The 22,945-nt window shown below is 37.2% G+C and carries 22 protein-coding genes; 13 read left to right on the top strand and 9 right to left on the bottom strand.

What is annotated here, in order from left to right:
• Nucleotides 1–79: 79 nt before the first annotated feature.
• The 4 genes from pnp to DHW03_RS03585 form a co-directional block, all read right to left on the bottom strand.
• Complete coding sequence (gene pnp, locus DHW03_RS03600) at nt 80–2,215, bottom strand: polyribonucleotide nucleotidyltransferase (RefSeq protein WP_109924360.1); 2,136 nt, start codon at nt 2,213–2,215, stop codon at nt 80–82.
• 179 nt (nt 2,216–2,394) lie between these two features.
• Nucleotides 2,395–2,679: a 30S ribosomal protein S15 gene (gene rpsO, locus DHW03_RS03595; protein WP_025146265.1), complete on the bottom strand. Its 285-nt coding sequence runs from the start codon at nt 2,677–2,679 to the stop codon at nt 2,395–2,397.
• 284 nt (nt 2,680–2,963) lie between these two features.
• Nucleotides 2,964–3,440 (bottom strand): hypothetical protein, encoded by a 477-nt coding sequence (locus DHW03_RS03590; RefSeq protein WP_109924359.1) that lies wholly within the window; start codon nt 3,438–3,440, stop codon nt 2,964–2,966.
• Nucleotides 3,441–3,443: 3 nt separating this feature from the next.
• Complete coding sequence (locus DHW03_RS03585) at nt 3,444–3,638, bottom strand: hypothetical protein (protein WP_133248494.1); 195 nt, start codon at nt 3,636–3,638, stop codon at nt 3,444–3,446.
• Nucleotides 3,639–3,779: 141 nt separating this feature from the next.
• Between DHW03_RS03585 and DHW03_RS03580 the strand changes: the two genes are divergently transcribed.
• The 7 genes from DHW03_RS03580 to DHW03_RS03550 all read left to right on the top strand — a co-directional run bounded on the left by DHW03_RS03580 (nt 3,780) and on the right by DHW03_RS03550 (nt 10,401).
• Nucleotides 3,780–4,199 (top strand): acyl-CoA thioesterase, encoded by a 420-nt coding sequence (locus DHW03_RS03580; protein ID WP_109924357.1) that lies wholly within the window; start codon nt 3,780–3,782, stop codon nt 4,197–4,199.
• 225 nt (nt 4,200–4,424) lie between these two features.
• On the top strand, nt 4,425–5,849 hold the full coding sequence (locus tag DHW03_RS03575) for an MATE family efflux transporter (RefSeq protein WP_109924356.1): 1,425 nt from the start codon (nt 4,425–4,427) through the stop codon (nt 5,847–5,849).
• Nucleotides 5,850–5,968: 119 nt separating this feature from the next.
• Nucleotides 5,969–7,756 carry a translation elongation factor 4 gene (gene lepA / locus DHW03_RS03570; RefSeq protein ID WP_109924355.1) on the top strand — a complete coding sequence of 596 codons (1,788 nt, stop codon included), beginning with the start codon at nt 5,969–5,971 and terminating at the stop codon, nt 7,754–7,756.
• Between the two features lie 7 nt (nt 7,757–7,763).
• Nucleotides 7,764–8,690, top strand: a complete 927-nt coding sequence (locus DHW03_RS03565; RefSeq protein ID WP_109924354.1) for an alpha-1,2-fucosyltransferase — start codon at nt 7,764–7,766, stop codon at nt 8,688–8,690.
• Between the two features lie 10 nt (nt 8,691–8,700).
• Entirely contained in the window at nt 8,701–9,582 is an 882-nt protein-coding gene (locus DHW03_RS03560) for a bifunctional 5,10-methylenetetrahydrofolate dehydrogenase/5,10-methenyltetrahydrofolate cyclohydrolase (protein ID WP_109924353.1), read from the top strand.
• A gap of 135 nt (nt 9,583–9,717) precedes the next feature.
• On the top strand, nt 9,718–9,978 hold the full coding sequence (locus DHW03_RS03555) for a DUF6364 family protein (protein WP_109924352.1): 261 nt from the start codon (nt 9,718–9,720) through the stop codon (nt 9,976–9,978).
• 3 nt (nt 9,979–9,981) lie between these two features.
• Nucleotides 9,982–10,401 carry a PIN domain-containing protein gene (locus DHW03_RS03550; RefSeq protein WP_109924351.1) on the top strand — a complete coding sequence of 140 codons (420 nt, stop codon included), beginning with the start codon at nt 9,982–9,984 and terminating at the stop codon, nt 10,399–10,401.
• Between the two features lie 61 nt (nt 10,402–10,462).
• On the opposite strand, the gene DHW03_RS03545 is transcribed toward DHW03_RS03550, so the two are convergent.
• Nucleotides 10,463–10,798, bottom strand: a complete 336-nt coding sequence (locus tag DHW03_RS03545) for a Rieske (2Fe-2S) protein (protein ID WP_109924350.1) — start codon at nt 10,796–10,798, stop codon at nt 10,463–10,465.
• 107 nt (nt 10,799–10,905) lie between these two features.
• Here DHW03_RS03545 and DHW03_RS03540 point away from each other — a divergent pair, with 107 nt between their 5' ends.
• Genes DHW03_RS03540 through DHW03_RS03530 form a run of 3 tightly spaced genes read left to right on the top strand, consistent with a single transcriptional unit; the run spans nt 10,906 to nt 13,869 of the window.
• Nucleotides 10,906–11,529 carry a 7-carboxy-7-deazaguanine synthase QueE gene (locus DHW03_RS03540; protein WP_109924349.1) on the top strand — a complete coding sequence of 208 codons (624 nt, stop codon included), beginning with the start codon at nt 10,906–10,908 and terminating at the stop codon, nt 11,527–11,529.
• 35 nt (nt 11,530–11,564) lie between these two features.
• The gene (locus DHW03_RS03535; protein ID WP_109924348.1) at nt 11,565–13,451 is read left to right on the top strand and encodes an OmpA family protein; all 1,887 of its coding nucleotides are present in this window, start codon (nt 11,565–11,567) and stop codon (nt 13,449–13,451) included.
• A gap of 1 nt (nt 13,452) precedes the next feature.
• The gene (locus DHW03_RS03530) at nt 13,453–13,869 is read left to right on the top strand and encodes a DUF6526 family protein (protein WP_109924347.1); all 417 of its coding nucleotides are present in this window, start codon (nt 13,453–13,455) and stop codon (nt 13,867–13,869) included.
• Nucleotides 13,870–13,937: 68 nt separating this feature from the next.
• On the opposite strand, the gene DHW03_RS03525 is transcribed toward DHW03_RS03530, so the two are convergent.
• Genes DHW03_RS03525 through recQ form a run of 3 tightly spaced genes read right to left on the bottom strand, consistent with a single transcriptional unit; the run spans nt 13,938 to nt 17,710 of the window.
• Entirely contained in the window at nt 13,938–14,654 is a 717-nt protein-coding gene (locus DHW03_RS03525) for a YqjF family protein (protein WP_109924346.1), read from the bottom strand.
• Nucleotide 14,655: 1 nt separating this feature from the next.
• Complete coding sequence (kdsA, locus tag DHW03_RS03520) at nt 14,656–15,468, bottom strand: 3-deoxy-8-phosphooctulonate synthase (RefSeq protein WP_109924345.1); 813 nt, start codon at nt 15,466–15,468, stop codon at nt 14,656–14,658.
• A 52-nt stretch (nt 15,469–15,520) separates the two neighbouring features.
• Nucleotides 15,521–17,710: a DNA helicase RecQ gene (gene recQ, locus DHW03_RS03515; protein ID WP_109924344.1), complete on the bottom strand. Its 2,190-nt coding sequence runs from the start codon at nt 17,708–17,710 to the stop codon at nt 15,521–15,523.
• Nucleotides 17,711–17,801: 91 nt separating this feature from the next.
• Here recQ and DHW03_RS03510 point away from each other — a divergent pair, with 91 nt between their 5' ends.
• Nucleotides 17,802–18,770, top strand: coding sequence for a KpsF/GutQ family sugar-phosphate isomerase (locus DHW03_RS03510; RefSeq protein ID WP_109924343.1), 969 nt, complete (start codon nt 17,802–17,804; stop codon nt 18,768–18,770).
• A gap of 14 nt (nt 18,771–18,784) precedes the next feature.
• Nucleotides 18,785–19,876, top strand: a complete 1,092-nt coding sequence (locus tag DHW03_RS03505) for a mannose-1-phosphate guanylyltransferase (RefSeq protein ID WP_109924342.1) — start codon at nt 18,785–18,787, stop codon at nt 19,874–19,876.
• Between the two features lie 522 nt (nt 19,877–20,398).
• Here the strand turns inward: DHW03_RS03505 and rlmB are convergent.
• On the bottom strand, nt 20,399–21,166 hold the full coding sequence (gene rlmB, locus DHW03_RS03500; protein ID WP_109924341.1) for a 23S rRNA (guanosine(2251)-2'-O)-methyltransferase RlmB: 768 nt from the start codon (nt 21,164–21,166) through the stop codon (nt 20,399–20,401).
• A gap of 199 nt (nt 21,167–21,365) precedes the next feature.
• Here rlmB and dnaB point away from each other — a divergent pair, with 199 nt between their 5' ends.
• The gene (gene dnaB / locus DHW03_RS03495) at nt 21,366–22,928 is read left to right on the top strand and encodes a replicative DNA helicase (protein ID WP_109924340.1); all 1,563 of its coding nucleotides are present in this window, start codon (nt 21,366–21,368) and stop codon (nt 22,926–22,928) included.
• Nucleotides 22,929–22,945 lie beyond the last annotated feature (17 nt).

The raw sequence follows: 22,945 nt of genomic DNA, 5'->3' as shown, positions 1-22,945 counted from the left end.
GCATAAACTGAAAGGGTTTTTACTATTTAAACGATCCACAAAAATAGATGTAGCTCTACTTGAGTGTAACGGTTTACAACTAAGCTTGTGGCGCAGCTGGTTTTTCTGGTCTTGGCAATAAAACTTTACGAGAAAGTTTCATTTTGCCTTGTTTATCGATGTCTAGTAATTTAACTTCGATTTTATCACCTTCTTTTAACACACCGTCCATCGTTTCTAGGCGTTCCCACGAAATTTCTGAAATGTGTAATAAACCATCTTTACCTGGCATAACCTCAACGAATGCTCCGAATGGCATAATTGACTTTACTTTACCTTGGTAAACTTCACCAATTTCTGGTTTAGCTACAATGTTGCGAATACGCGTAACAGCGGCATCGATTGAGGCTTTGTTATCTGCAAATACCTCAACAATACCTTTTCCATCAACTTCTTCGATAGAGATTGATGCGCCAGTTTCGCGTTGCATTTCTTGAATAATTTTACCTCCAGGGCCGATTATTGCACCGATAAATTCTTTATCAATTGTCAAAGAAACAATACGTGGAGCATGTGGTTTGTAATCTTCATTAGGCTGGCTAATCGTTTTCTTCATCTCATTTAAGATGTGTAAACGACCTTCTTTAGCTTGTAATAAAGCTTTTGTTAATACTTCGTATGATAAACCATTGATTTTTAAGTCCATCTGACAAGCAACAATACCATGTTCAGTACCTGTTACTTTAAAATCCATATCACCTAAATGATCTTCGTCACCTAAAATATCAGAAAGAATGGCGTATTTACCTGTTTTCTCATCAGTAATTAAACCCATTGCAATCCCAGATACTGGCGATTTGATTTTAATACCTGCATCCATAAGCGCTAACGTACCTGCACAAACCGTTGCCATTGATGATGATCCGTTTGATTCTAAAATATCAGAAACGATACGGATGGTGTAAGGATTAGCTTCGCCTTCTGGTAATACTTTTTTCAAAGAGCGTTGCGCTAAAGCACCGTGACCAATTTCACGGCGACCAGCACCTCTGTTTGGTCTTACCTCACCAGTAGAAAAACCAGGGAAATTATAGTGCAATAAGAATTTGTTATAGCCATTAAAGAAAGCACCATCAATCATTTGCTCATCATCTTTACTTCCTAAAGTAACCGATGTTAACGACTGCGTTTCGCCACGTGTAAACACAGCAGAACCGTGTGCAGCTGGTAAATAACCAACTTCGCTCCAAATAGGGCGAATTTCAGTTGTTTTACGGCCATCTAAACGAATACCTTCATCTAACAATAGATTTCTAATCGCATCGTACTGAACATCATGATAATAATGTTTAGCCATTGCTTTAGTTAAATCTGCAGTATCTTCTGGCATAGCCTCAAAAAACTCATTGATAATTGCGGTAAAGCCTTCTTTACGAACGTCTTTATTGCCACCAGCTTTTGCTACTGCATAAACTTTATCATAAGTATCTGCGTAAACCTTAGCTTTTAAATCAGCATCATGGTCTTCGTGGTTATATTCGCGTTTTACAGTTTTACCTGTAGCCTCTGTCAATTCCACTTGGATAGCACATTGAACTTTAATTGCATCGTGTGCAAATTTTAAAGCCTCAACCATTTCATCCTCTTGAATTTCATCACACTCGCCTTCAACCATGCCTATATCGTTAGCAGAACCTGCAACCATAAATTCTAAAGTTGCACGCTCCAATTGGCTAGCCAATGGGTTGATTACCAATTTGCCATCAATTTTAGCTACACGTACTTCAGAAATTGGACCGTTAAAAGGAATATCAGAAACTGATAATGCAGCAGATGCCGCTAAACCTGCCAAACAATCTGGCATAATATCTTTATCAGCAGAGATCAATGAAATCATCACCTGAGTATCAGAGTGATAATCACTTGGGAACATTGGGCGTAAAGCTCTATCCACCAAACGAGATATTAAGACCTCGTAATCAGATAATCTCGCCTCACGACGTAAAAAGCCTCCTGGAATACGACCTGTAGCCGCATATTTTTCTTGATAATCAACCGATAATGGTAAAAAATCAGTACCTGGTTTAGCACCAACAGTAGATACTACAGTTGCTAACAACATCGTATCGCCCATTTTTACTACAACCGAACCATCAGCTTGTTTAGCCAATTTACCAGTTTCAATTTCTACAATTCTGCCATCGCCCAAATCGAACGATTTTTTTATTACATTCATTTAAATAGAATTATGGTGTGTTTTCCTCTTTCTACACACCTTGTTTATATATGTTTTTGTTTTGCTAGCTCAATAAATTAAGGGTTGCTTAACTTATAAAACTTAACCTCACATTTGTAAAGTTAAGTAAAATTAAAAAGCCATTCCCTAAAGAATGGCTCTTGTTGATAAAATTACGCTTATTTTTGTTTGATGATATCACGAAGCGATAAAGCTTTAATGATAGCACGATAGCGCTCAATATCTTTTTTGTATAGATAAGCCAAAATACCGCGGCGTTTACCTACCAATTTTTGAAGTGACAACTGAGTAGAGAAATCTTTACGATTTTTCTTTAAGTGTTCTGTTAAGTGCGCAATACGGTATGTAAATAACGCTACTTGACCTTCTGCAGAACCCGTATTGGTTTCTACTTCGCCGTGTTGTTTAAAGATTTCGGCTTTCTTTTCTGGACTTAAATACATTCTTGAATAATATTAAAGTGTAAATTAATTAAATTGTGGCGCAAAGATAAGGGTATTTTTATTTATAACCAAGTGTATTTCAGAGATTGAGAATTTTATCTTGCACTTATTTATTTGCAAAGCAAGCACAGTGCTCATGGGTTACTTCTTCCCCGCCCTTAAACAATCTTTTGGTTACCTTATTGGCATCACGAAGCCGAATAGCATTGCAATCAACTCCTTCAGTTCGAGCAAAAAAGGATTTTCGTTAAGTAGGGTTGAAAAAAGTTCTGACCTGCAAGTACTTACGACATTTTATTAATGCGCTGCAATTCTTGCACATCTAACTGATCTTTTATTCTATTGGTTGCTTTTTTATTTTCAAGCAAATGATTGTAGTGCAAGAAATAAATTTTATAATCAGATATTTCATCTACCGTTGCCATGGCTAAATACTCATCGAATTTGTCTTTATCTAATCCAGGTATATCCGTCATCAAATCTGCATACATACCGTCATCCATCATCACCTCACAGTATCCAGCAATTATTGGCACATCAATTAACATATCATATCGGCCGTAACCCATTTCGTCAATGGCTTCAATCAAGTTCTTTCTATTTTCTATGGTATCTTTTAAGTAAATGTCCAAATCGCCTGTTGTACGGTTATAACCATAACGATTTACGGCAAAACCGCCTACAATTAGATAATTTACACTATGCTTTGCAAATGTTTCCAAAAGCAATAACATTTCTGGGCTTTCCCTATCAAAAGACATAATTTAAAGGTTAGACCTACGAATAACTAAGCCCAAACCTTGTGGTTTTTTTAAAGGAGAACCACCATTTAACGCAACTGAAGTACGGTTTAGGTTTAATAAAGCCAGGATTTTATGCTCTGAAGAAGACTTTAGATAAGTGTACTCTCGCTCGGCAGCAATACTTGCTTTATCGATGTTGGTATCATATATTTTCAAATGGCCCATTACATCAAAAATACAAAATTACCTTACATTTATCAATAATATTGTTCATTTAGATGCTAATTAACACAATTTGATGGTACAATTAAATGCAATTTAATACTCCAACACAAAAAATGATTTACTTTTGTAAGGATGATTCAAAATCAATTTAGCATTTTCGAAAGCGAGTTACGCGTCCGCCCAGACGATATAGATATGTTTAACCATGTACATAACAGCAAATATTTAGATTATGTATTGGCTGCACGTTACGAGCAGATGGAAAAATTCTATGGAATGCCTTGGGAACATTTTACGAAGCAAGGTTTGGGTTGGGTGGTAAGTCATGTTGATATTCATTTCAAACGCCCCCTTTTGATGAATGACTTAATGCTAATTAGAACGGGTATTTTAACCATGAATGATAAAGGCTGTGCAGTTCAGTTCGAAATCATCAATAAAAAAACAGGCAAAGTAGCATCAGATGGAATTTTCGATTACGTTTTAATTGATTTAAATACCAGCCGTGGAACGAAAGTTACTGAAGACATGATAAAGGCATATAGTATATAAGCTCATTTCCTTTTATCTACTTTGTTATTTTATTGAATTTCAGCTATCAAAATTTCACAGTTCATAATTTTATTTATCTTTAGAAAATCAAAAAACCAAAGCCATGATAGTATCAGCAATCCGTTTGAGGTTCTAAAAAAATCAAGGATTCGCTTCATTTTCAATTAAGTATGGTTGCATTAATGCAACTCAACTGGTTTAGTTATAATCTTTTATCTCAACTTTATGTCACAGTCTAAGAAGACAAAGGGCAAATTATCCTCATTTTTTGAGTTACTGGTACAATCCCTAAAAGGTAACGAGGTCGATCTAACTGCAATTAGCATCAAGCGTGCAATTATTTTATTAGCCATACCTATGATGTTGGAAATGGCTATGGAATCGGTATTCGCTTTGGTAGATTTATATTTTGTAGGTCATTTGGAAAATAGCAGCAATGCCATACAAACTGTTGGTTTAACCGAATCTGTTTTAACCATAATTTATTCGTTGGCGATTGGATTAAGCATGGCGGCAACTGCAGTTGTAGCCCGAAGAATTGGTGAAAAGAATCCTGAAGCAGCGTCAAAAGCAGGGATGCAAACTATAGTAATCGCAGTTTCAATCAATATTTTAATTAGTATAGCAGGCTTAATTTATGCTAGAGATATACTGCTCTTAATGGGGGCTTCTATTGAGACAGCCAATCACGGAACGGACTTCGTTCGCATCATGATGGGCGGTAGTCTCATTATAGTTCTATTGTTTCTGATTAACGGAATTTTTAGGGGTGCGGGCAATGCAGCCATTGCCATGCGAAGTTTATGGATTGCAAATATTGCCAACATTATCCTTTGCCCCATTTTCATTAATGGTTTAGGGCCTATTCCTGCATTTGGTTTAACAGGTGCTGCAATTGCTACAACCATTGGTCGCGGCTTGGGTGTTTCATATCAAGTTTATAATTTGTTTAATGGCAAAAATGCATTGAAAATACGACTCAGTTATTTCATTCCCGATTTTGTACAAATTAAAGCCATTGTAAAAATTGCTGCACCAGCAATCTTTCAATTTGTAATTGCAAGTTGTAGTTGGGTTTTCTTAGCGGAGCTTGTAGCAACAACGGGCGGTGATGAAGGTTCGGCAGGTTACCAAACGGCTCTGCGTTTGATGATGTTTTTTATGCTTCCGGCTTGGGGGTTAAGTAATGCGGCGGCAACCTTAGTTGGTCAAAATTTAGGCGCTGGGCACATAGACCGCGCACAACAATCCGTTTTTCAAACGCTAAAATACATTATCATCTTCATGGCCATAGTAAGTGTGCTGTTTTTAAGCTGTGGACATTTGTTTGCTGCATTTTTTACTACTGACGAAAAAGTAATTGCAATTGCAGGTAAAGCACTCAAAATTTTAAGTGTAGGTTTCGTTATATATGGTGCGGCAATGGTTTTTAGCAGTGCATTTAATGGTGCAGGAGATACTTGGACACCCACCAAAATCAATGTTTTTGCCTTTTGGTTATTCCAAATCCCTTTTGCCTACTTTTTGGCAAAATGCCTCGAAATGGGTCCAACTGGGGTATTTATTGCAATACCAACAGCTGAAGCAGGTATTGCAGCAGCGGCATTTATACTATTTAAAAAAGGCAAATGGAAAAAAACTGTTGTTTAAAGCAATGCATTTGAAGTCAAACCAGACTTGATTTATGTTAATCTAGTCGTTCAATTGGTGCTTTTACAATCCATTTTGGCACTTACATTTTCCATTAAAAAACATATCTTTGCGCAAAGATGAAGCATATACGTAATTTTTGCATTATTGCACATATAGACCACGGGAAGAGCACTCTAGCCGATAGGTTGTTAGAATATACCGAGACAATTTCCAAGCGTGAGGCGCAGGCACAGTTGCTCGATAATATGGATTTGGAGCGTGAGAGGGGCATCACAATTAAAAGTCATGCCATACAAATGAACTATAAAGTTGGGGATATAGAATATAATTTCAACTTAATTGATACACCCGGACACGTAGATTTTTCTTATGAAGTTTCTCGGTCAATTGCAGCTTGCGAAGGTGCTTTGCTGATTGTTGACGCATCGCAGGGAATTCAAGCCCAAACCATCTCAAATTTATATTTGGCTTTAGAGCACGATTTAGAGATTATTCCGATTTTAAATAAAATGGATTTGCCTGGTGCAATGCCAGAGGAAGTAAAAGATCAAATTATTGATTTAATCGGCTGTAAAAGAGAAGATATTATCCCAGCCTCTGGCAAAACGGGGCTTGGAATTCCAGACATTATTCAAGCCATTGTTGATCGAGTTCCTGCACCGGTTGGAGATCCTGATGCCCCACTACAAGCTTTGATTTTCGATTCAGTTTTCAATTCATTTAGAGGGATTATAGCCTATTATAAAGTTGTAAACGGCGAAATCAAAAAAGGCGATAAAGTAAAGTTCATCAACACTGGTAAGCAGTATTTAGCTGATGAAGTTGGGATTTTAAAGTTGGACATGTCGCCACGTAGCGTGGTAAAAACAGGTGATGTAGGATACATTATTTCTGGAATTAAAGAAGCCCGTGAAGTAAAAGTGGGCGATACCATTACTACAGTTGAACGACCATCCTTAGATGCAATTCAAGGTTTTGAAGAAGTAAAGCCTATGGTTTTTGCCGGAATTTATCCGGTTGATACCGATGAATTTGAAGAATTGCGTGAAGCCATGCATAAATTGCAATTAAACGATGCTTCTATTGTTTTCGAACCAGAAAGTTCGGCGGCTTTAGGCTTTGGTTTCCGTTGCGGTTTCTTGGGCATGCTGCACATGGAGATTATTCAAGAGCGCTTGGAGCGTGAGTTCGATATGACGGTAATTACTACTGTTCCCAACGTATCGTACATTGCTCATACTACAAAAGGCGATGAAATAACTGTAAATAACCCTTCAGATTTACCTGATCCAAGTAAATTGGATTCTGTTGAAGAACCATTCATCAAAGCCAACATCATTACAAAGGCCGAATTTGTTGGGCCAGTAATGTCGCTCTGTATTCAGAAGCGTGGGATCATTATTAATCAATCTTATCTCACTTCTGATCGTGTTGAGCTGATTTTTGAAATGCCAATGGGTGAAATTGTATTCGATTTTTATGATAAATTGAAAACCATTTCTAAAGGGTATGCGTCGTTTGATTACCATCAAATAGGCTACCGCAAATCTGATTTGGTACGTTTAGATATGTTGCTAAACGATGAGCCTGTTGATGCATTATCTTCCTTAATTCATAGAAGCAATGCTTACGATTTTGGTAAGAAGATTTGCGAGAAATTGAGAGAATTGATACCTCGCCAACAGTTTGAAATTAAAATTCAGGCATCAATCGGGGCAAAAGTAATCGCCCGCGAAACGCTTAGTGCATTGCGTAAAGATGTAACCGCAAAATGTTATGGTGGTGATATCTCTCGTAAGCGAAAACTTTTGGAGAAACAGAAAAAAGGTAAAAAACGTATGCGCCAAGTTGGAAACGTAGAAATTCCGCAAAGTGCATTTATGGCGGTTTTGAAATTGGACTAGATTTCCTATGGTTATTATAAATAGTCAGAGTAGTCAATTAGCCAATCGCTTATGGGGATTTAGTTCTTTTATTTCGAACAGTATTGAATATGGATATCCGCTTGTAAATTTGGGTTTTCATAAGTATAAAAGATATTTCGAAGCAACAAAGGCTAATGATTTTTCCAGCTATCCGATTTCGGTTACAAGAACAGGAATTTCACTACTTGATTATTTTTACAGCAATATTTTCAAAAATTGGTCGAACATAACCTATAGAAAATTTGGTAGAACGCCCGTGTTGCACAAATTCTATAGAACAACTTTTGCCGAAGATAAAACTTCAACAATATTCGATTTAAACCGAGCAGATTTTGTTGAGGATGCAACAAAAAGAAGGGTTTTGGTGCAAGGTTGGATGTTTAGAGATCCGAATAATGTGCGAAAGCATCGAGATCTAATTTGTAAATTTTTTAAGCCTGTTGAACCCTACTATTCTGCGGTTGAAAAGGAAATCAATGAAGCAAAATTGGCAGCAGATGTTTTGATTGGCGTGCACATTAGAAGGGGCGATTATGCCACCTTCGTGGGCGGTAAGTGGTATTATTCTGACGAACAATATGCGCAAATGATGCAACAGCTGGTTAATGAATATGCTGAAATTGGAAAAACTTGTGCGTTCTTTATTTGTTCAAATGAAGTAGTTGATTTATCACATTACAAAGGGTTGACTGTTTTGATAAAGGAAAGACATTTTATAATCGATCTGTATTCATTGGCAAAATGCGATGCCATTATCGGGCCACCCAGTACTTTTAGTCAGTGGGCTGCATTTTACGGCCAAAAACCTCTAACCATGATTTTAAGTGGAGACCAGCAAATGGGTTTCCCGAAATATAATGATTCATTTCTTCCAGAAATTGACTTTCCAGAAAGAAGCCTTTACACATTTTAATTAAAGTTTAATGAAATTATTAGACGGTAAATACGTATCAGAAAAAGTTAAAGTTCAAATTGCAGAAGAAGCTGCAGAATTTTTGAATAAGAGCGGTCGCAAGCCACATTTGGTTGCTATTTTGGTTGGTAATGATGGTGGTAGCGAAACGTACGTGGCCAGTAAGATGAAAAACTGTGAAAAGGTTGGTTTTAAGTCATCACTTCACAGGTACGATAATTCGGTTACAGAAGAAGAGTTATTGGCTAAAATTGAAGAAATTAATCAGGATGATGATGTGGATGGATTAATTGTTCAATTGCCCTTACCAAAGCATATCGATCCAGAAAAAGTTACCGAGAAAATTGATTACCGTAAAGACGTTGATGGTTTCCATCCGGTTAACTTAGGGCGAATGATGCGCAACCTACCCTGCTTCATCCCTGCTACACCGTATGGAATTTTATTGATGTTGCAAGAATATAATATTGATACCGCCGGGATGCATTGCGTTGTTGTTGGTCGAAGTAATATTGTGGGTAGCCCCATGAGCATATTGATGGCTCGTAATGCTAAGCCAGGAAATTGTACTGTCACGCTAACACATTCGCGTACAAAGGATTTAAAAGAACAGGTTTTACAAGCCGATATCATCATTGCTGCAATAGGAAAAAAGAATTTCATCACAGCCGACATGGTTAAGCCAGGTGCGATTATTATCGACGTAGGCATTAACAGAGAAACTTCTACTGAAACCAAATCAGGTTTTAAACTTTATGGCGACGTAGATTTTGACCATGTCGCTCCAAAATCCGCTTACATTACTCCAGTTCCTGGTGGTGTAGGCTTAATGACAATAGTGGGTTTACTTAAAAATACGCTGGCTTCTGCAAGGAAAGAAATATATTCTTAAACAAGTTTCTGGCTTATTGATCAAGGAATCGAACTTATACATTAGAAAGCAACTCAGGTTTTGAGTTGCTTTTTTTTACGTATATATTTTTATATCTGATACGTAATAACTATCTTCGTGTATAAAAATTATTTTATGGATTCGAAACTTACGCTGAGTTTTAACCAAGATGTAGTTAAACAAGCAAAAAAATATGCTGCCGATAATAATATCAGTTTATCGCGTTTAATTGAGCATTTATTGATTCAGGTTACCTCCAGCAATCATAAATCTCTCGAAGATTATCCTATTTCTGATTGGGTTAATATGGTTGCCGAAGGCGAGATAGAATACAAAAAAACGGTTAAGTCTGCTCGCAAAAAATCAAAAGATGAATTCTTTTCTTCTAAAAAGTAATTGATGAAGATATTTTTGGATGCAAATGTTCTCGTTTCAGTATTGAATAAAGAATATCCACTTTTCACCTATTCATCAAGAATTCTAAGTTTGGCTTCACACCGTAAATTTGAATTTTACACTTCTCCGCTTTGTTTAGCGATTGCGTTTTATTTTGCGGAGAAGAAACACAAAACGCAGTTGGCCAAACAGAAAATTGATTTGCTTTGTCAGTACTTAAAAATTGCTGGCGATACACCAAGTGGGGTTTTTGATACCCTATCTAATAAATCAATTCATGATTTCGAAGATGGATTGGAATATTATGCCGCGTTATCGGTTGATTGTACATGCATCATCACTGAGGATATTGAAGATTTTTATTTCGCTGACATCGAAGTGATTAACTGTCAGGAGTTTTTTAGACGGCATTTGTTAAATTAACTAGGGATGGTGAAGGCTGCGACATTAATCAGGAATCTTGAATAATAATAAATTCCTCGATTTACCCCCACAATTTACTCCACCAGCTTTCTTTAAAACCAATGTACAAGCCATCCTCCCTCAATTCTGTAGGAAAAATGTTAATATAATCGCCTTGGCCCTCCGCTCCTCTTCCTGTTTCCAAATTGTATGCATAGCGATGGATAGGACATACAAGCTGACCATTTTTGCACCAACCGCCTCCAAAATTTCCACCCGCATGTGGGCAAAAAGATTGAGTTGCATAAATTTTACCAGCAGTTTTAATGATGCATACTTGTTTTCCATTCACTGCGATTGTTTTAATCGAATCAAAAGTTGGAATTTGGGCGGTATTTAAAACTTTAAACCATTGCATATTCCAAAAATACAGCAAATAAATATCAGTGTTATTTCATCTTTGCATTAAATTTTAAAAGAGGAACTGCTACACCATATTTTTTTAGGATATTTGCATCCTCAAAAATGAAACAGGAAATACCAGAAGACGGCACATTGCTTCCATTAATGGAAGAATTTTATACCATACAAGGCGAAGGATTTAATACTGGAAAAGCGGCTTATTTTATTCGTTTGGGTGGTTGCGATGTTGGTTGCCATTGGTGTGATGTAAAGGAGAGTTGGGACGCCAATTTGCACCCGCTTACTCCATCAGACGTAATTGTCGATCATGCAGACCAGTACCCTGGAAAAGCCGTTGTAATTACAGGTGGTGAACCCTTAATCTACAACTTAGATTATTTAACCAATAAGCTAAAGGAAAGGGGTATTCTAACTTTTATTGAAACTTCTGGTGCTTACCCGCTTTCAGGCAATTGGGATTGGATTTGCTTATCGCCTAAAAAGTTTAAAGCACCGCGTCCAGACATTACTCCGTTTGCTCACGAGCTCAAAGTTATTGTATTCAATAAAAGTGATTTTAAATGGGCTGAAGAATATGCTGCAATGGTATCGCCAACATGCAAATTATATTTACAGCCGGAGTGGTCGAAATCAAAAGAAATTACTCCGCTCATCATTGATTATGTAATGGCAAACCCAAAATGGGAAATTTCTTTACAAACGCATAAATTTTTAAATATTCCATAAATAGTTTACATTAGCTTTAACCAAATGTTGATGTAATGAAACTTCGCTTACTCCTTATCTTTAGCGTACTAAGCCTTTATTGCTTTGGCCAATCATCCCCAAATAAAAAAGCACAAAACTTGTTTGAAAAAGCTAATCCAGCTTTACAGAAGCAAAATTATACGGAGGCTACGCAATTCTTAGAAAGTGCTGTACAGGCAGATCCTCAATTTCAGGTTGCCTATATCGTACTGGCAGATGTTTATAAAATTCAAAAGAAATATCCAGAAGCAAAATCTGCTTACCAGAAAGCAATCGATATCAATAAAAATGTTCCCCCAGATGTACTGTTTGGTCTGGCCGAAACTGAATTTGCAACAACCGAATATATTAAGGCTAAACAGCACTTTACGGAATTCTTGGCTTCAGATAAATCATCTGATAAAACCAGAAAAGCCAAAAAATATCTGCTCGATTGTGATTTTGCAGTTGAAGCCATAAAAAAGCCAGTAAAATATACGCCATACAATTTGGGTAAGAATGTGAATACCACTGATGCTGAATATTTTCCAGCGCTTACAGCCGATGGAGAAACGCTCATTTTTACGCGACAAATAAATGGTAATGAAGATTTTTGGACAGCTCAGTTTAAAAATAACTCCTGGAACCTTGCTACTCCACTATCCAACAAAATCAATACATCAAAGTATAATGAAGGTGCTCAAACGATATCACCAGACGGTAAATACCTTTTTTTTACAGGTTGTAATCGTCCGGATGGATTAGGGAGATGCGATATTTATGTGTCTCATCGTGAAGGTAAAGATTGGGGCGAACCTTACAACGTTGGTTCACCTGTAAATTCAGAGTACTGGGAATCTCAGCCTGCGATCAGTCCTGATGGAAGAACGCTCTACTTTATTAGCAATAGACCTGGTGGTTCTGGCGGATATGATATTTGGAAAAGTACAATAACAGATGATGCTAAATGGGGACCTGCAATCAATTTAGGTGCTGACATCAATACAGCCTATGATGAGAATACACCTTTCTTGCATGCCGATGGAAAAACGCTCTACTTCTCTTCTGATGGTTGGCCAGGTTTCGGAAATAAAGATATATACTTTAGCCGAATAGATGAAGCTGGTAAGTGGCAAAAACCCAATAATATTGGCTATCCCATTAACTCTTTTGAAGATGAGAGTGGCTTAATTGTTAGTGCTGATGGAAACTTGGGGCTATTTTCTTCTAATTTGAAAGATGGGTTTGGTGGGCAGGATATTTATAGTTTTGGAATTCCAGAACTGGCTAAACCGCTGAAAATTACATATGTAAAAGGTACGGTGAAAGATAAGGACAGTCATAAAACCATAGAAAGTAATGTGCAAGTAATTGATTTAAAGACGAATAAAACTGTTTTTGATGATTATACAGATGCAGAAACAGGGCAGTTTTTAGCAGTTATGCCTGTTGGAAGCAACTACATGTTTAACGTAAGTGCAGAAGGCTATTTGTTTTATTCAGAAAACTTCGAATTAAAAAGTGGCGACATTAATAAACCTTATCAAATTGAAGTGAGTATTGAAAAGATAAAAGCGGGAGCAAATGTAACTTTAAGAAATATTTTCTTTGATACCAATAAGTACAATCTTTTACCTCCATCAATTAAAGAATTGGAAATTTTGATTAATTTTTTAAATGAGAATGAAAAAGTAAATATCGAAATTCAAGGCCATACTGATAATGTGGGGGATGATAAATTAAACGAAAAACTATCTTTGAATAGGGCAAGTGCTGTTTACGATTATCTAGTTAAAAATAATATAGATCAAAAAAGACTTACCTTTAAAGGCTTCGGAGAAACAAAACCGATTGCGGACAATAAAACAGAATTAGGCAGAAAAAATAACCGAAGAACATCATTTTTCATTACAAAAATCTAACATGTCTCAAAACTATAACAACCACAAAAGATTTTACCCACTGTTCCATTTCATAACCATACCCCTCACTGTGCTTGGCTTGGGTTTGGCTATTTATACCGTAATATCTATACCAAACATAGTTACTGGTTTAATTGCTTTAGCTTTTGTATTGATATTGTTTACAGCCTTTATGGCACGAATGTTTTCGTTAAAGGCACAAGATAGGGCCGCAAGAGCCGAAGAGAAATTGCGCTATTTCATATTATCTGGCAAACCTTTACCCGCACAGCTTAGGTTGAGGCAAATTATAGCGCTCCGATTTGCGAGTGATGATGAACTAATATCTTTGGTTGATAAAACGCTTTCGGGCAATTTATCTCCGCAGGAAATCAAAAAAGAGATTAAAATGTGGCGTGGCGATTACCACAGGATATAATTTTATAGTTGCTGTGATGGATCAGTTCAAGTTTATTAGCCCTTCAAGAAGATAAAAATAGAACAGAATTAGAACTTTTTACCCTTCATTACCTTAATCTCTGAACCTTCTGCCAACATAACCGAATCTGGCTGGACACCATTCAGAAATGCAAAATCATTTCCATAATTTGCAGTAAAATCTACGTCAATTTTGAAATCCTGAACCGGATAGACTTTCCATCTCGGATGTTCTACGCCATACTCAGAAGTTCTATTGGGTCCTATTTTTGTGTAGCCCCAATAATGCTCAGTGATAAATTCTTCTTCGCTACCCGCTGGAATATCTATTGCATTTGAATCGGCTTTGACATAAAATTTATTCCATATTCTATTTTTCCAAAGATAATCTACCTCAATTTGATGTTCTTGTTCAATCCAAACATGCTTCATGGGCAAGGTTTGATATTTTTCTTTATAGATGGTATTTGCAACAAAAGTTATGGCGGGCAAAGGAACGATTTCTTTGATGAATACGGCGCCCCGTTTTAAAACTCCATTATCGTAATACTTCACATAAAAGCGCAGGTTAACCTCCTCAAAGTTAGTATGGTATGGAATATTGATACCCCTCAATTTTACATTTAGAAACATAAAACCAACCAAGCTTACATAAAACTTCCCTTGCCAGTCATCTAGCTCGGTATGTGGAGGTAAATATTTCTTTAAAATTTCGGCGTCAACAGCGTACTGTGCTAAAGCCAATTTACGCCATTCTGCCGTGAGGAATACTTTTGAATTGTTCAATTTATAAAATTGCTTGTCTAATTCTAACCAACTTAGTTAGAGTTTCTTCTAATAAATCTAAATGCAACATGTTTGCGCCATCAGATTTTGCGTTTGCTGGATCGGGGTGTGTTTCGATAAATAAACCATCCGCCCCTACTGCAATAGCTGCTTTTGCAATGGTTAAAATCAGCTCAGGTTTCCCACCTGTAACGCCACTACTTTGGTTCGGCTGTTGTAGAGAATGTGTACAATCCATCACCACCGGTACACCAAAACTTTGCATTTCTGGCAAACCTCGGTAATCTACAATTAAATCTTGATAGCCAAAGGTGTTGCCCCTATCGGTTAAAATCACTTTATCATTACCGGCTTCTTTCACCTTTTCTACAGCAAACTTCATTGAGCCAGCTGAAAGAAATTGACCCTTTTTAACATTAACCACTTTTCCGGTGTGGGCGGCAGCAATTAATAAATCGGTTTGGCGACACAAAAATGCCGGTATTTGCAGCACATCTACATATTCGGCAGCCATTGCAGCTTCGCCGCTTTCATGAATATCTGTAACCGTTGGCACGTTAAATTCTCTACCAATTCTTTCTAAAATTCGTAATGCTTTTTCGTCGCCAATTCCAGTAAACGAACTTCCTTTACTTCTATTCGCCTTGCGGTAAGAGCCTTTAAAAATGTATGGAATCTGCAGTTTATCGGTTATTGTAATGATTTTTTCTGCTATCCTCATTGCAATATCCTCACCTTCGATTGCACATGGACCAGCCATCAAAAAGAAATTTCCAGACTGTGTGTTTTTTATATTATCTAAATAGTTAAGCATAATTGATTTTTCAGATTTGAGCGCTCTGTATTCGAGAGACTCAACTCTATTTTTAGTTTCCTAATTCGGACATAAATTTGATTCTCATCAATTGAATCTCTTCTCTGGTATAATCGGTTTCACCAAGTTCATTCAGCGCTTCGTCAATGGAATCACTCTCCGCTGCTCTAAAATAATCGAAAACTTCATCCTGCCTATCATCATCAATCACTTCATCGATGAAATAGTTCAAATTAAGCTTTGTTCCCGAATTAACGATAGATTCAACTTCCTTTAGAATTTCTTCGTAGGTAATTCCTTTTGAATCGGCGATGTCTTCCAAACCAATCTGTCTATCTATGTTTTGGATGATCGAAACCTTCATTTGCGATTTATTGGCCTGTGTTTTTATAATCAGGTCAATTGGACGCTCTACATCATTATCTTCCACATATTTTTTAATGAGATCGATGAAAGGTGTTCCAAATTTCATCGCTTTTCCAGAGCCTACCCCAGAAATCTGACGCAGTTCTTCCATCGTTATTGGATAATGCGTACACATTTCTTCTAAAGATGGATCTTGGAAAACAACAAATGGTGGGACGTTTTTTTGCTTAGCGATTTTCTTGCGAAGATCTTTCAACAAGAGCAAAAGTTGGTTATCCAACGTTCCAGAACCGTGCTTTACTTCATCCTCATCATCATCTGTACCGCTTTCAATCGGCTCGTTTAACAGAAATTTTAAGCTATATGGATTGATGATGAAATCTTTCCCTTGCTTCGTTAATTTCAGCAGACCATAGTTGTCTATATCCTTGAATAGGTAGTTGTTTAAAACAGCTTGGCGAACGATTGATTTCCACATCAACTCGCCATCTTGTTTGCCAATTCCAAACTCAGGTAATTTACTGTGTTCGTATGCAATGGTTTGAGCCGTTTCTAATCCAAGAAAAACATTCAATAAATGTACATCATCAAATTTCTCGCCCGTGCTTTCGATAAACTTTAATAAGATTGATAGGTGCTGTTCTGCATCAAACTGCTTTTTAGGTTTTTTGCAATTGTCGCACATGCAATTACAACCCGTTTCATTAAAGTTTTCGCCGAAGTAATGCAAAATTTGCTTCCTTCTGCAAACGCCAGATTCAGCATAATCAATAACCTCTTTCAAAATTTGAGTACCGATTTCCCGTTCAGAAACAGGTTTATCTTTCATAAACTTTGCGAGCTTATCTACATCCTTCTGAGCGTAAAAAGCGATACAAACCCCTTCTCCACCATCCCGACCGGCTCTACCAGTTTCTTGGTAATAACCTTCCATGCTTTTGGGTACATCATGGTGAATTACAAATCGAACGTCGGGTTTGTCGATGCCCATACCAAAAGCAATTGTTGCCACAATTACCTCTGCATCTTCCATTAAGAAACGATCTTGAGTATCGGCCCTAACCTTTGGATCTAAACCAGCATGGTAAGGTAGAGCACTTATTCCGTTAAGGTTTAAAGCTTCCGCAACCTCTTCTACTTTTTTACGGCTTAAACAATAAATAATACCAGATTTACCTGGATTCGATTTAATGTATTTTATAATTTCTTTCGTAATGTCTCTTTTTGGGCGGATTTCATAAAATAGGTTCGGCCTGTTAAAAGAAGATTTAAACAGGGTGGCTTCTGTCATTCCAAGATTTTTAACAATATCTTGTTGAACTTTTGGCGTTGCTGTAGCCGTTAATGCAATAATTGGAATGTTATCGCCCAAGCCACTAATTACCTGCCTTATTTTGCGGTATTCCGGCCTGAAATCGTGTCCCCATTCAGAAATACAATGGGCTTCATCAACCGCAACAAAAGAAATTTTGATGAGATTTAGAAAATCGATGTTATCTTGTTTGGCCAACGATTCTGGCGCAACGTATAATAATTTAGTTTGACCACTTAAAAGATCAGACTTAACTTGTGTAATTTCAGATTTGTTTAGTGATGAATTTAGAAAATGGGCGATGCTGTCATTTCCACCAAAAGCCCGCAATTGGTCAACTTGGTTTTTCATTAAAGCAATTAGCGGTGAAATCACTATAGCTGTTCCTTCGCTCATTAAAGCTGGTAATTGATAGCATATAGACTTCCCTCCGCCCGTTGGCATTATAACAAAAGTATTGTTGCCTTCTAAAATATTTGTTATGATCGACTCCTGATCACCTTTGAAATTATCAAACCCAAAGAAATTTTGCAGGTTATCAAATAACGACTTTTTCACGTCCATTTTGTGTAATAAAATATGCGATGCTATTTTTGTATCCAAAATAACATAATTTTACAAGAATTTCAAGTATTAACAGACAATTTTTTTCTCTTTGAAAAGTAAAAAATCAATTATCCAATCCGCTGTAAGCACATTAGAGCTTGAGGCAGCCGCAATTTTAAATGTTGCAAAGAATCTAAACGATGATTTCGAAAAAGTGGTATCCACTATTTTAGAATGCAATGGTCGTGTGGTGGTAACTGGAATTGGTAAAAGTGCCATTATCGCTCAGAAAATTGTGGCTACATTTAACTCGACAGGCACGCCTGCCATTTTTATGCATGCTGCTGATGCCATTCACGGAGATTTGGGTATGATCCAACGAAACGATGTTGTAATCTGCTTATCAAAAAGTGGCAACACGCCCGAGATCAAAGTTCTAACCCCCCTCTTAAAGGCATCAGGAAATAAATTGATTGGCATGGTTGGCGCGCTCAACTCTTTTTTAGCCGATCAAGCGGACATGGTTTTGAATACTTCGGTAGATAAAGAGGCTTGCCCACACAATTTAGCTCCAACTACCAGTACAACAGCACAGTTGGCCATGGGCGATGCACTTGCAATTTGTTTGTTAGAATGTAGAGATTTTAATGAATCTGATTTTGCAAAATACCATCCAGGGGGCTCTTTGGGTAAAAAATTATACCTGAAGGCTAGAGATTTAGCACTATCCAACGAAAAGCCATCCATCCATCCTAAGGCATCTGTTAAGGAAGCCTTAATCGAAATTAGCAAAAACCGTTTGGGTGCAGTTGCTGTTATTGATGCTGAGAATAGAGTGATAGGCGTAATTACTGATGGGGACATCAGGAGAATGCTTGAAAATTACTCGAATATTGAACACTTAAAAGCCGAGGATATTATGGGGAAAAACCCTAAAAGTATTCAGTTCGACGCACTCGCTGTTGATGCTCTTGCTTTAATCAGAGAAAATAGCATCACACAGTTGCTAGTTCTAGAACAAAATACTTACTTTGGCATAATCCATTTGCACGATCTTTTAAACGAAGGGATTGTGTAATTTTAACTTATATAATGAACAAAGATTTTTATGCCTTAATTATGGCTGGGGGCGTCGGAAGCCGCTTTTGGCCAGTGAGCAGAACTGAATACCCTAAACAGTTTATTGATTTTTTTGGAGTTGGAAAAACCCTAATCCAAAGTACTTACGAAAGATTTTTAGAAATCTGTCCACCAGAAAATATTTTTATCGTAACCAATGAAATCTATTCGGATCTGATAAGGGAGCAAATTCCTCAGTTAAGCGATAACCAGATTTTAGCTGAGCCGCTGATGCGAAACACAGCACCTTGCGTGGTTTACGGAAGCATGAAAATTTATGAGCTTAACCCAAATGCTACCATTGTTGTAGCGCCTTCTGATCATACCATTGCAGATTTAGGTGGTTTCGTTAAATCAATAGCCCAATCTCTTGATGCCGCATCGAAAAATGATTGCTTAATTACATTAGGCATTAAACCCAACCGTCCTGATACAGGCTATGGTTACATCCAACATACCGATTATGTTTTAAATACGGATGCCGACCTACATAAGGTTAAAACATTTACCGAGAAACCAAATCTAGAGCTTGCGAAATCGTTCTTATCAAGTGGAGATTTTCTTTGGAATGCCGGGATTTTTATATGGTCAGCAAAATCAATTCTATCTGCGTTCGAAAAATATTTGCCCGATATGTATGAGATTTTCAATCTTGGCCGTGCAGACTTGAACGGTGTTGGAGAAAGAGCCTTTATAAACAATGCCTATTTTCAATGCACCAACATCTCTATAGATTTTGGAATTATGGAAAAAGCAGATAATGTATATGTACTTCCTTCTGATTTTGGTTGGTCTGACTTAGGTACCTGGGCTTCCATTTACGAAATGGCCGACAAGGATTATGTTGGTAATGCAGTAATTCCTTCTGAACAGGTAATCATGTTCGACTCATCAAACTGCATGGTAAATGTACCCAAAGACAAGTTGGTTATTTTGAATGGTTTACATGATTATATTGTGGTAGAAAATAACAATATGTTGATGATTTGCCCACGCGATGAAGAACAAAAAGTAAAAGAATTTGTGGCCGAGGTTAAATCTCGTTTTGGAAATAAGTTTATTTAAGTTTTAACAACCATGGGTAATTTTCCTTGGGTTTAAACCTAAAAGAAAAGGTTCGTGCAGTAGTTGGTACGAACCTTTTCTTTTTACGCATTGTTTAGTGTCGCAGTACCAAAAAAATGCAATCCGTCCTCTGAATTTATTTCAGCATCTTAACCGACCTTAAAATAGGTTTACCCTTATGCGCATTGAAAACAGCTCTAAAAACCCAGCTAAGACCCTGAAATAAATTCAGGGTGACGATACCTTAAACCCATCCATCATGCAGAATAAACAATCCGTCATGCTGAATTTATTTCAGCATCTTAATGGGATCAAAATTGGTTCGCCATTATGCCCAACGAAAATACATTTAAAAACCCAGCTAAGACCCTGAAATAAATTCAGGGTGACGATACCTTAAACCCATCCATCATGCAGAATAAACAATCCGTCATGCTGAATTTATTTCAGCATCTTAATCATTATTGTTTAAATTTATTATTTCTCCTTTAGGGATTAAACCGACTCGCATTATAGACTTTTTTAAAGCGCTCGCTGTCTTACCGCTTCGTATAAGATTACGCCTGCAGAAACAGAAACATTTAGTGATTCTATTTTACCGGCCATTGGAATTTTCGCCAAATGATCGGCAACGCGAAGTAGATCATTGGAAATCCCCTCATCTTCTGATCCCATTACAATTGCAGTTGGAAGGGTATAATCTGGGGCATAAATTAAATCATTCGTTTTTTCTGTACAGGCAACAATTTGCAAACCGCTTTCCTGCAAAAATAAACAGGTTTTATGGAGGTTGGAGTGTCTGCAAATCGGAATACTAAATAAGGCACCTGCCGATGTTTTTATCGCATCTGCATTGATTTGTGCAGCGTTTTTCAAAGGTACAACAATTGCATGAACACCCACACACGCCGCTGTTCTGGCAATTGCACCCATGTTTCTAACATCGGTAACGCTGTCCAAAACCAAAACTAAAGGAACTTCTCCCCTTTCGAAAACGGCAGGAACAATGTCCTCGATATTTTGATAGGTAATGGGTGAAATTACCGCAATTACGCCCTGATGGTTTTTTTGAGACATTCTATTCAACTTTTCTACCGGAACCGAATTTAAGGGAATAAGCGTGCCTACCAAAAGTGCTTTTAATTCTAGAAATAACTCACCAGCCAAGCCACGTTGCAAATAAATTGTTTCAATATCCCTACCTGCTTTAACAGCTTCAATAACGGCTCTGATACCAAAAACAAATTCATTATTTTCTTTTGCGCGTTGCGGTCTTCTAAAATTATCCATGTTTTTAAATTGTTAGGCAAAAGTATTCAAATAAATGTTTTAGCCCTAATCTATCTCATTCTTATTAACATTTAATTGTTTAAAATTTGTTTTGAAATTTAAAATGATCAATAAATTAATCTGATTATGCTTCAATTTGTTAACAAACAACTAAAAACTTCTTAAAACAATCGGGACAAAATTTAACTACTTTTGTTTTATGATTAACGATAACGAACAGGGCGGAAAGAATAGCATCATATCCAGAAAAGCCAGATTAGGCAATACGGTAAGTTCTATGGGCAAATTACCCCCTCAAGCATTGGATTTAGAAGAGGCCGTTTTGGGCGCCCTAATGCTCGAAAAAGATGCTTTATCTGCCGTTATTGATATTTTGAAACCTGAAATTTTTTATCAGGAATCTCATCAGAAAATTTTTGAAGCCATTCATCTCTTATTTGAGAAATCAAAACCGGTTGATATTTTAACGGTTACAGCCGAATTAAGGCAACTTGGTACTTTAGAAATGGTTGGTGGTGCTTACTACATTACCAATTTAACCAATCGTGTAGCTTCTGCGGCAAACATCGAATATCATGCAAGGATTATCTCCCAAAAATATATACAACGGGAACTGATTCGCATTTCTACAGACATCATTACCAATGCTTATGAAGATACCACGGATATTTTCGATTTATTAGACCATGCCGAAAAAGGACTTTTCGATATTGCTCAAAACAATCTGCGTCGCGATACGCAGAAAATGGACGATATTATTAAACAATCCTTAGCCACATTAGAAGAACTTAGAACTAAAACGGATGGACTAACCGGAGTTCCGACAGGTTTTACGGGCTTGGATCGAATTACAGGTGGTTGGCAGAAGCAAGATTTGGTGATCATCGCAGCACGTCCGGCAATGGGAAAAACCGCATTTGTGTTAACGTGTGCACGAAATGCTTCTGTTGATTTTCAAAAACCAACAGTGGTGTTCTCTTTGGAGATGTCGTCTGTTCAGTTGGTTAATCGTTTGATTTCTGGTGAAGCTGAAATTGAACAAGAGAAAATCAGAAAGGGAAATCTCCAAGAATGGGAATGGCAACAAATGCACAGCAAAATAGGCCGTTTAACCGAAGCTCCACTCCTAATTGATGATACCCCAGCATTAAATATTTTTGAATTTAGGGCAAAGTGCAGAAGGTTGAAATCTCAATACGACATTCAGTTGGTTATAGTCGATTACTTGCAGTTGATGCACGGTAAAGGCGAAGGCAAAGGTGGCGGTAACCGTGAGCAGGAAATTGGTAGTATTTCGAGAGCTTTGAAATCCGTAGCGAAAGAATTGGATGTGCCTGTTTTAGCGCTATCTCAATTGAGTCGTGCGGTGGAAAGCAGACCTGGTTTACAAGGGAAAAGACCAATGCTTTCAGATTTACGTGAGTCTGGGTCAATTGAGCAAGATGCCGATATGGTACTTTTCTTATACCGACCAGAATATTATGGCATTACCGAAGATGAGCAAGGTCGTTCTCAGGCGGGTATCGCGGAGGTAATTATTGCAAAACACCGTAACGGTGAAACCGGAATTGTTCCGCTTAAATTCGTTGGTAAGTTTGTTAAGTTTGTCGATTTGGAAGAAGATTTCAGCGCACCATCTTCATTCGCTTCAGATAGCCCATCTTCTGGAATGTACCCATCTCAAGATTTTGAAAAGCAAAGCAATGTAATTATTCGTCCTTCAAAAATGGATGATTATAATGATGAAGAACCGCCATTTTAAAAATGCTAGGTTGTAAA

Source organism: Pedobacter yonginensis, assembly GCF_003173595.1.
GTDB lineage: Bacteria > Bacteroidota > Bacteroidia > Sphingobacteriales > Sphingobacteriaceae > Pedobacter > Pedobacter yonginense.
This window is presented reverse-complemented; position numbering and strand designations above follow the sequence as displayed.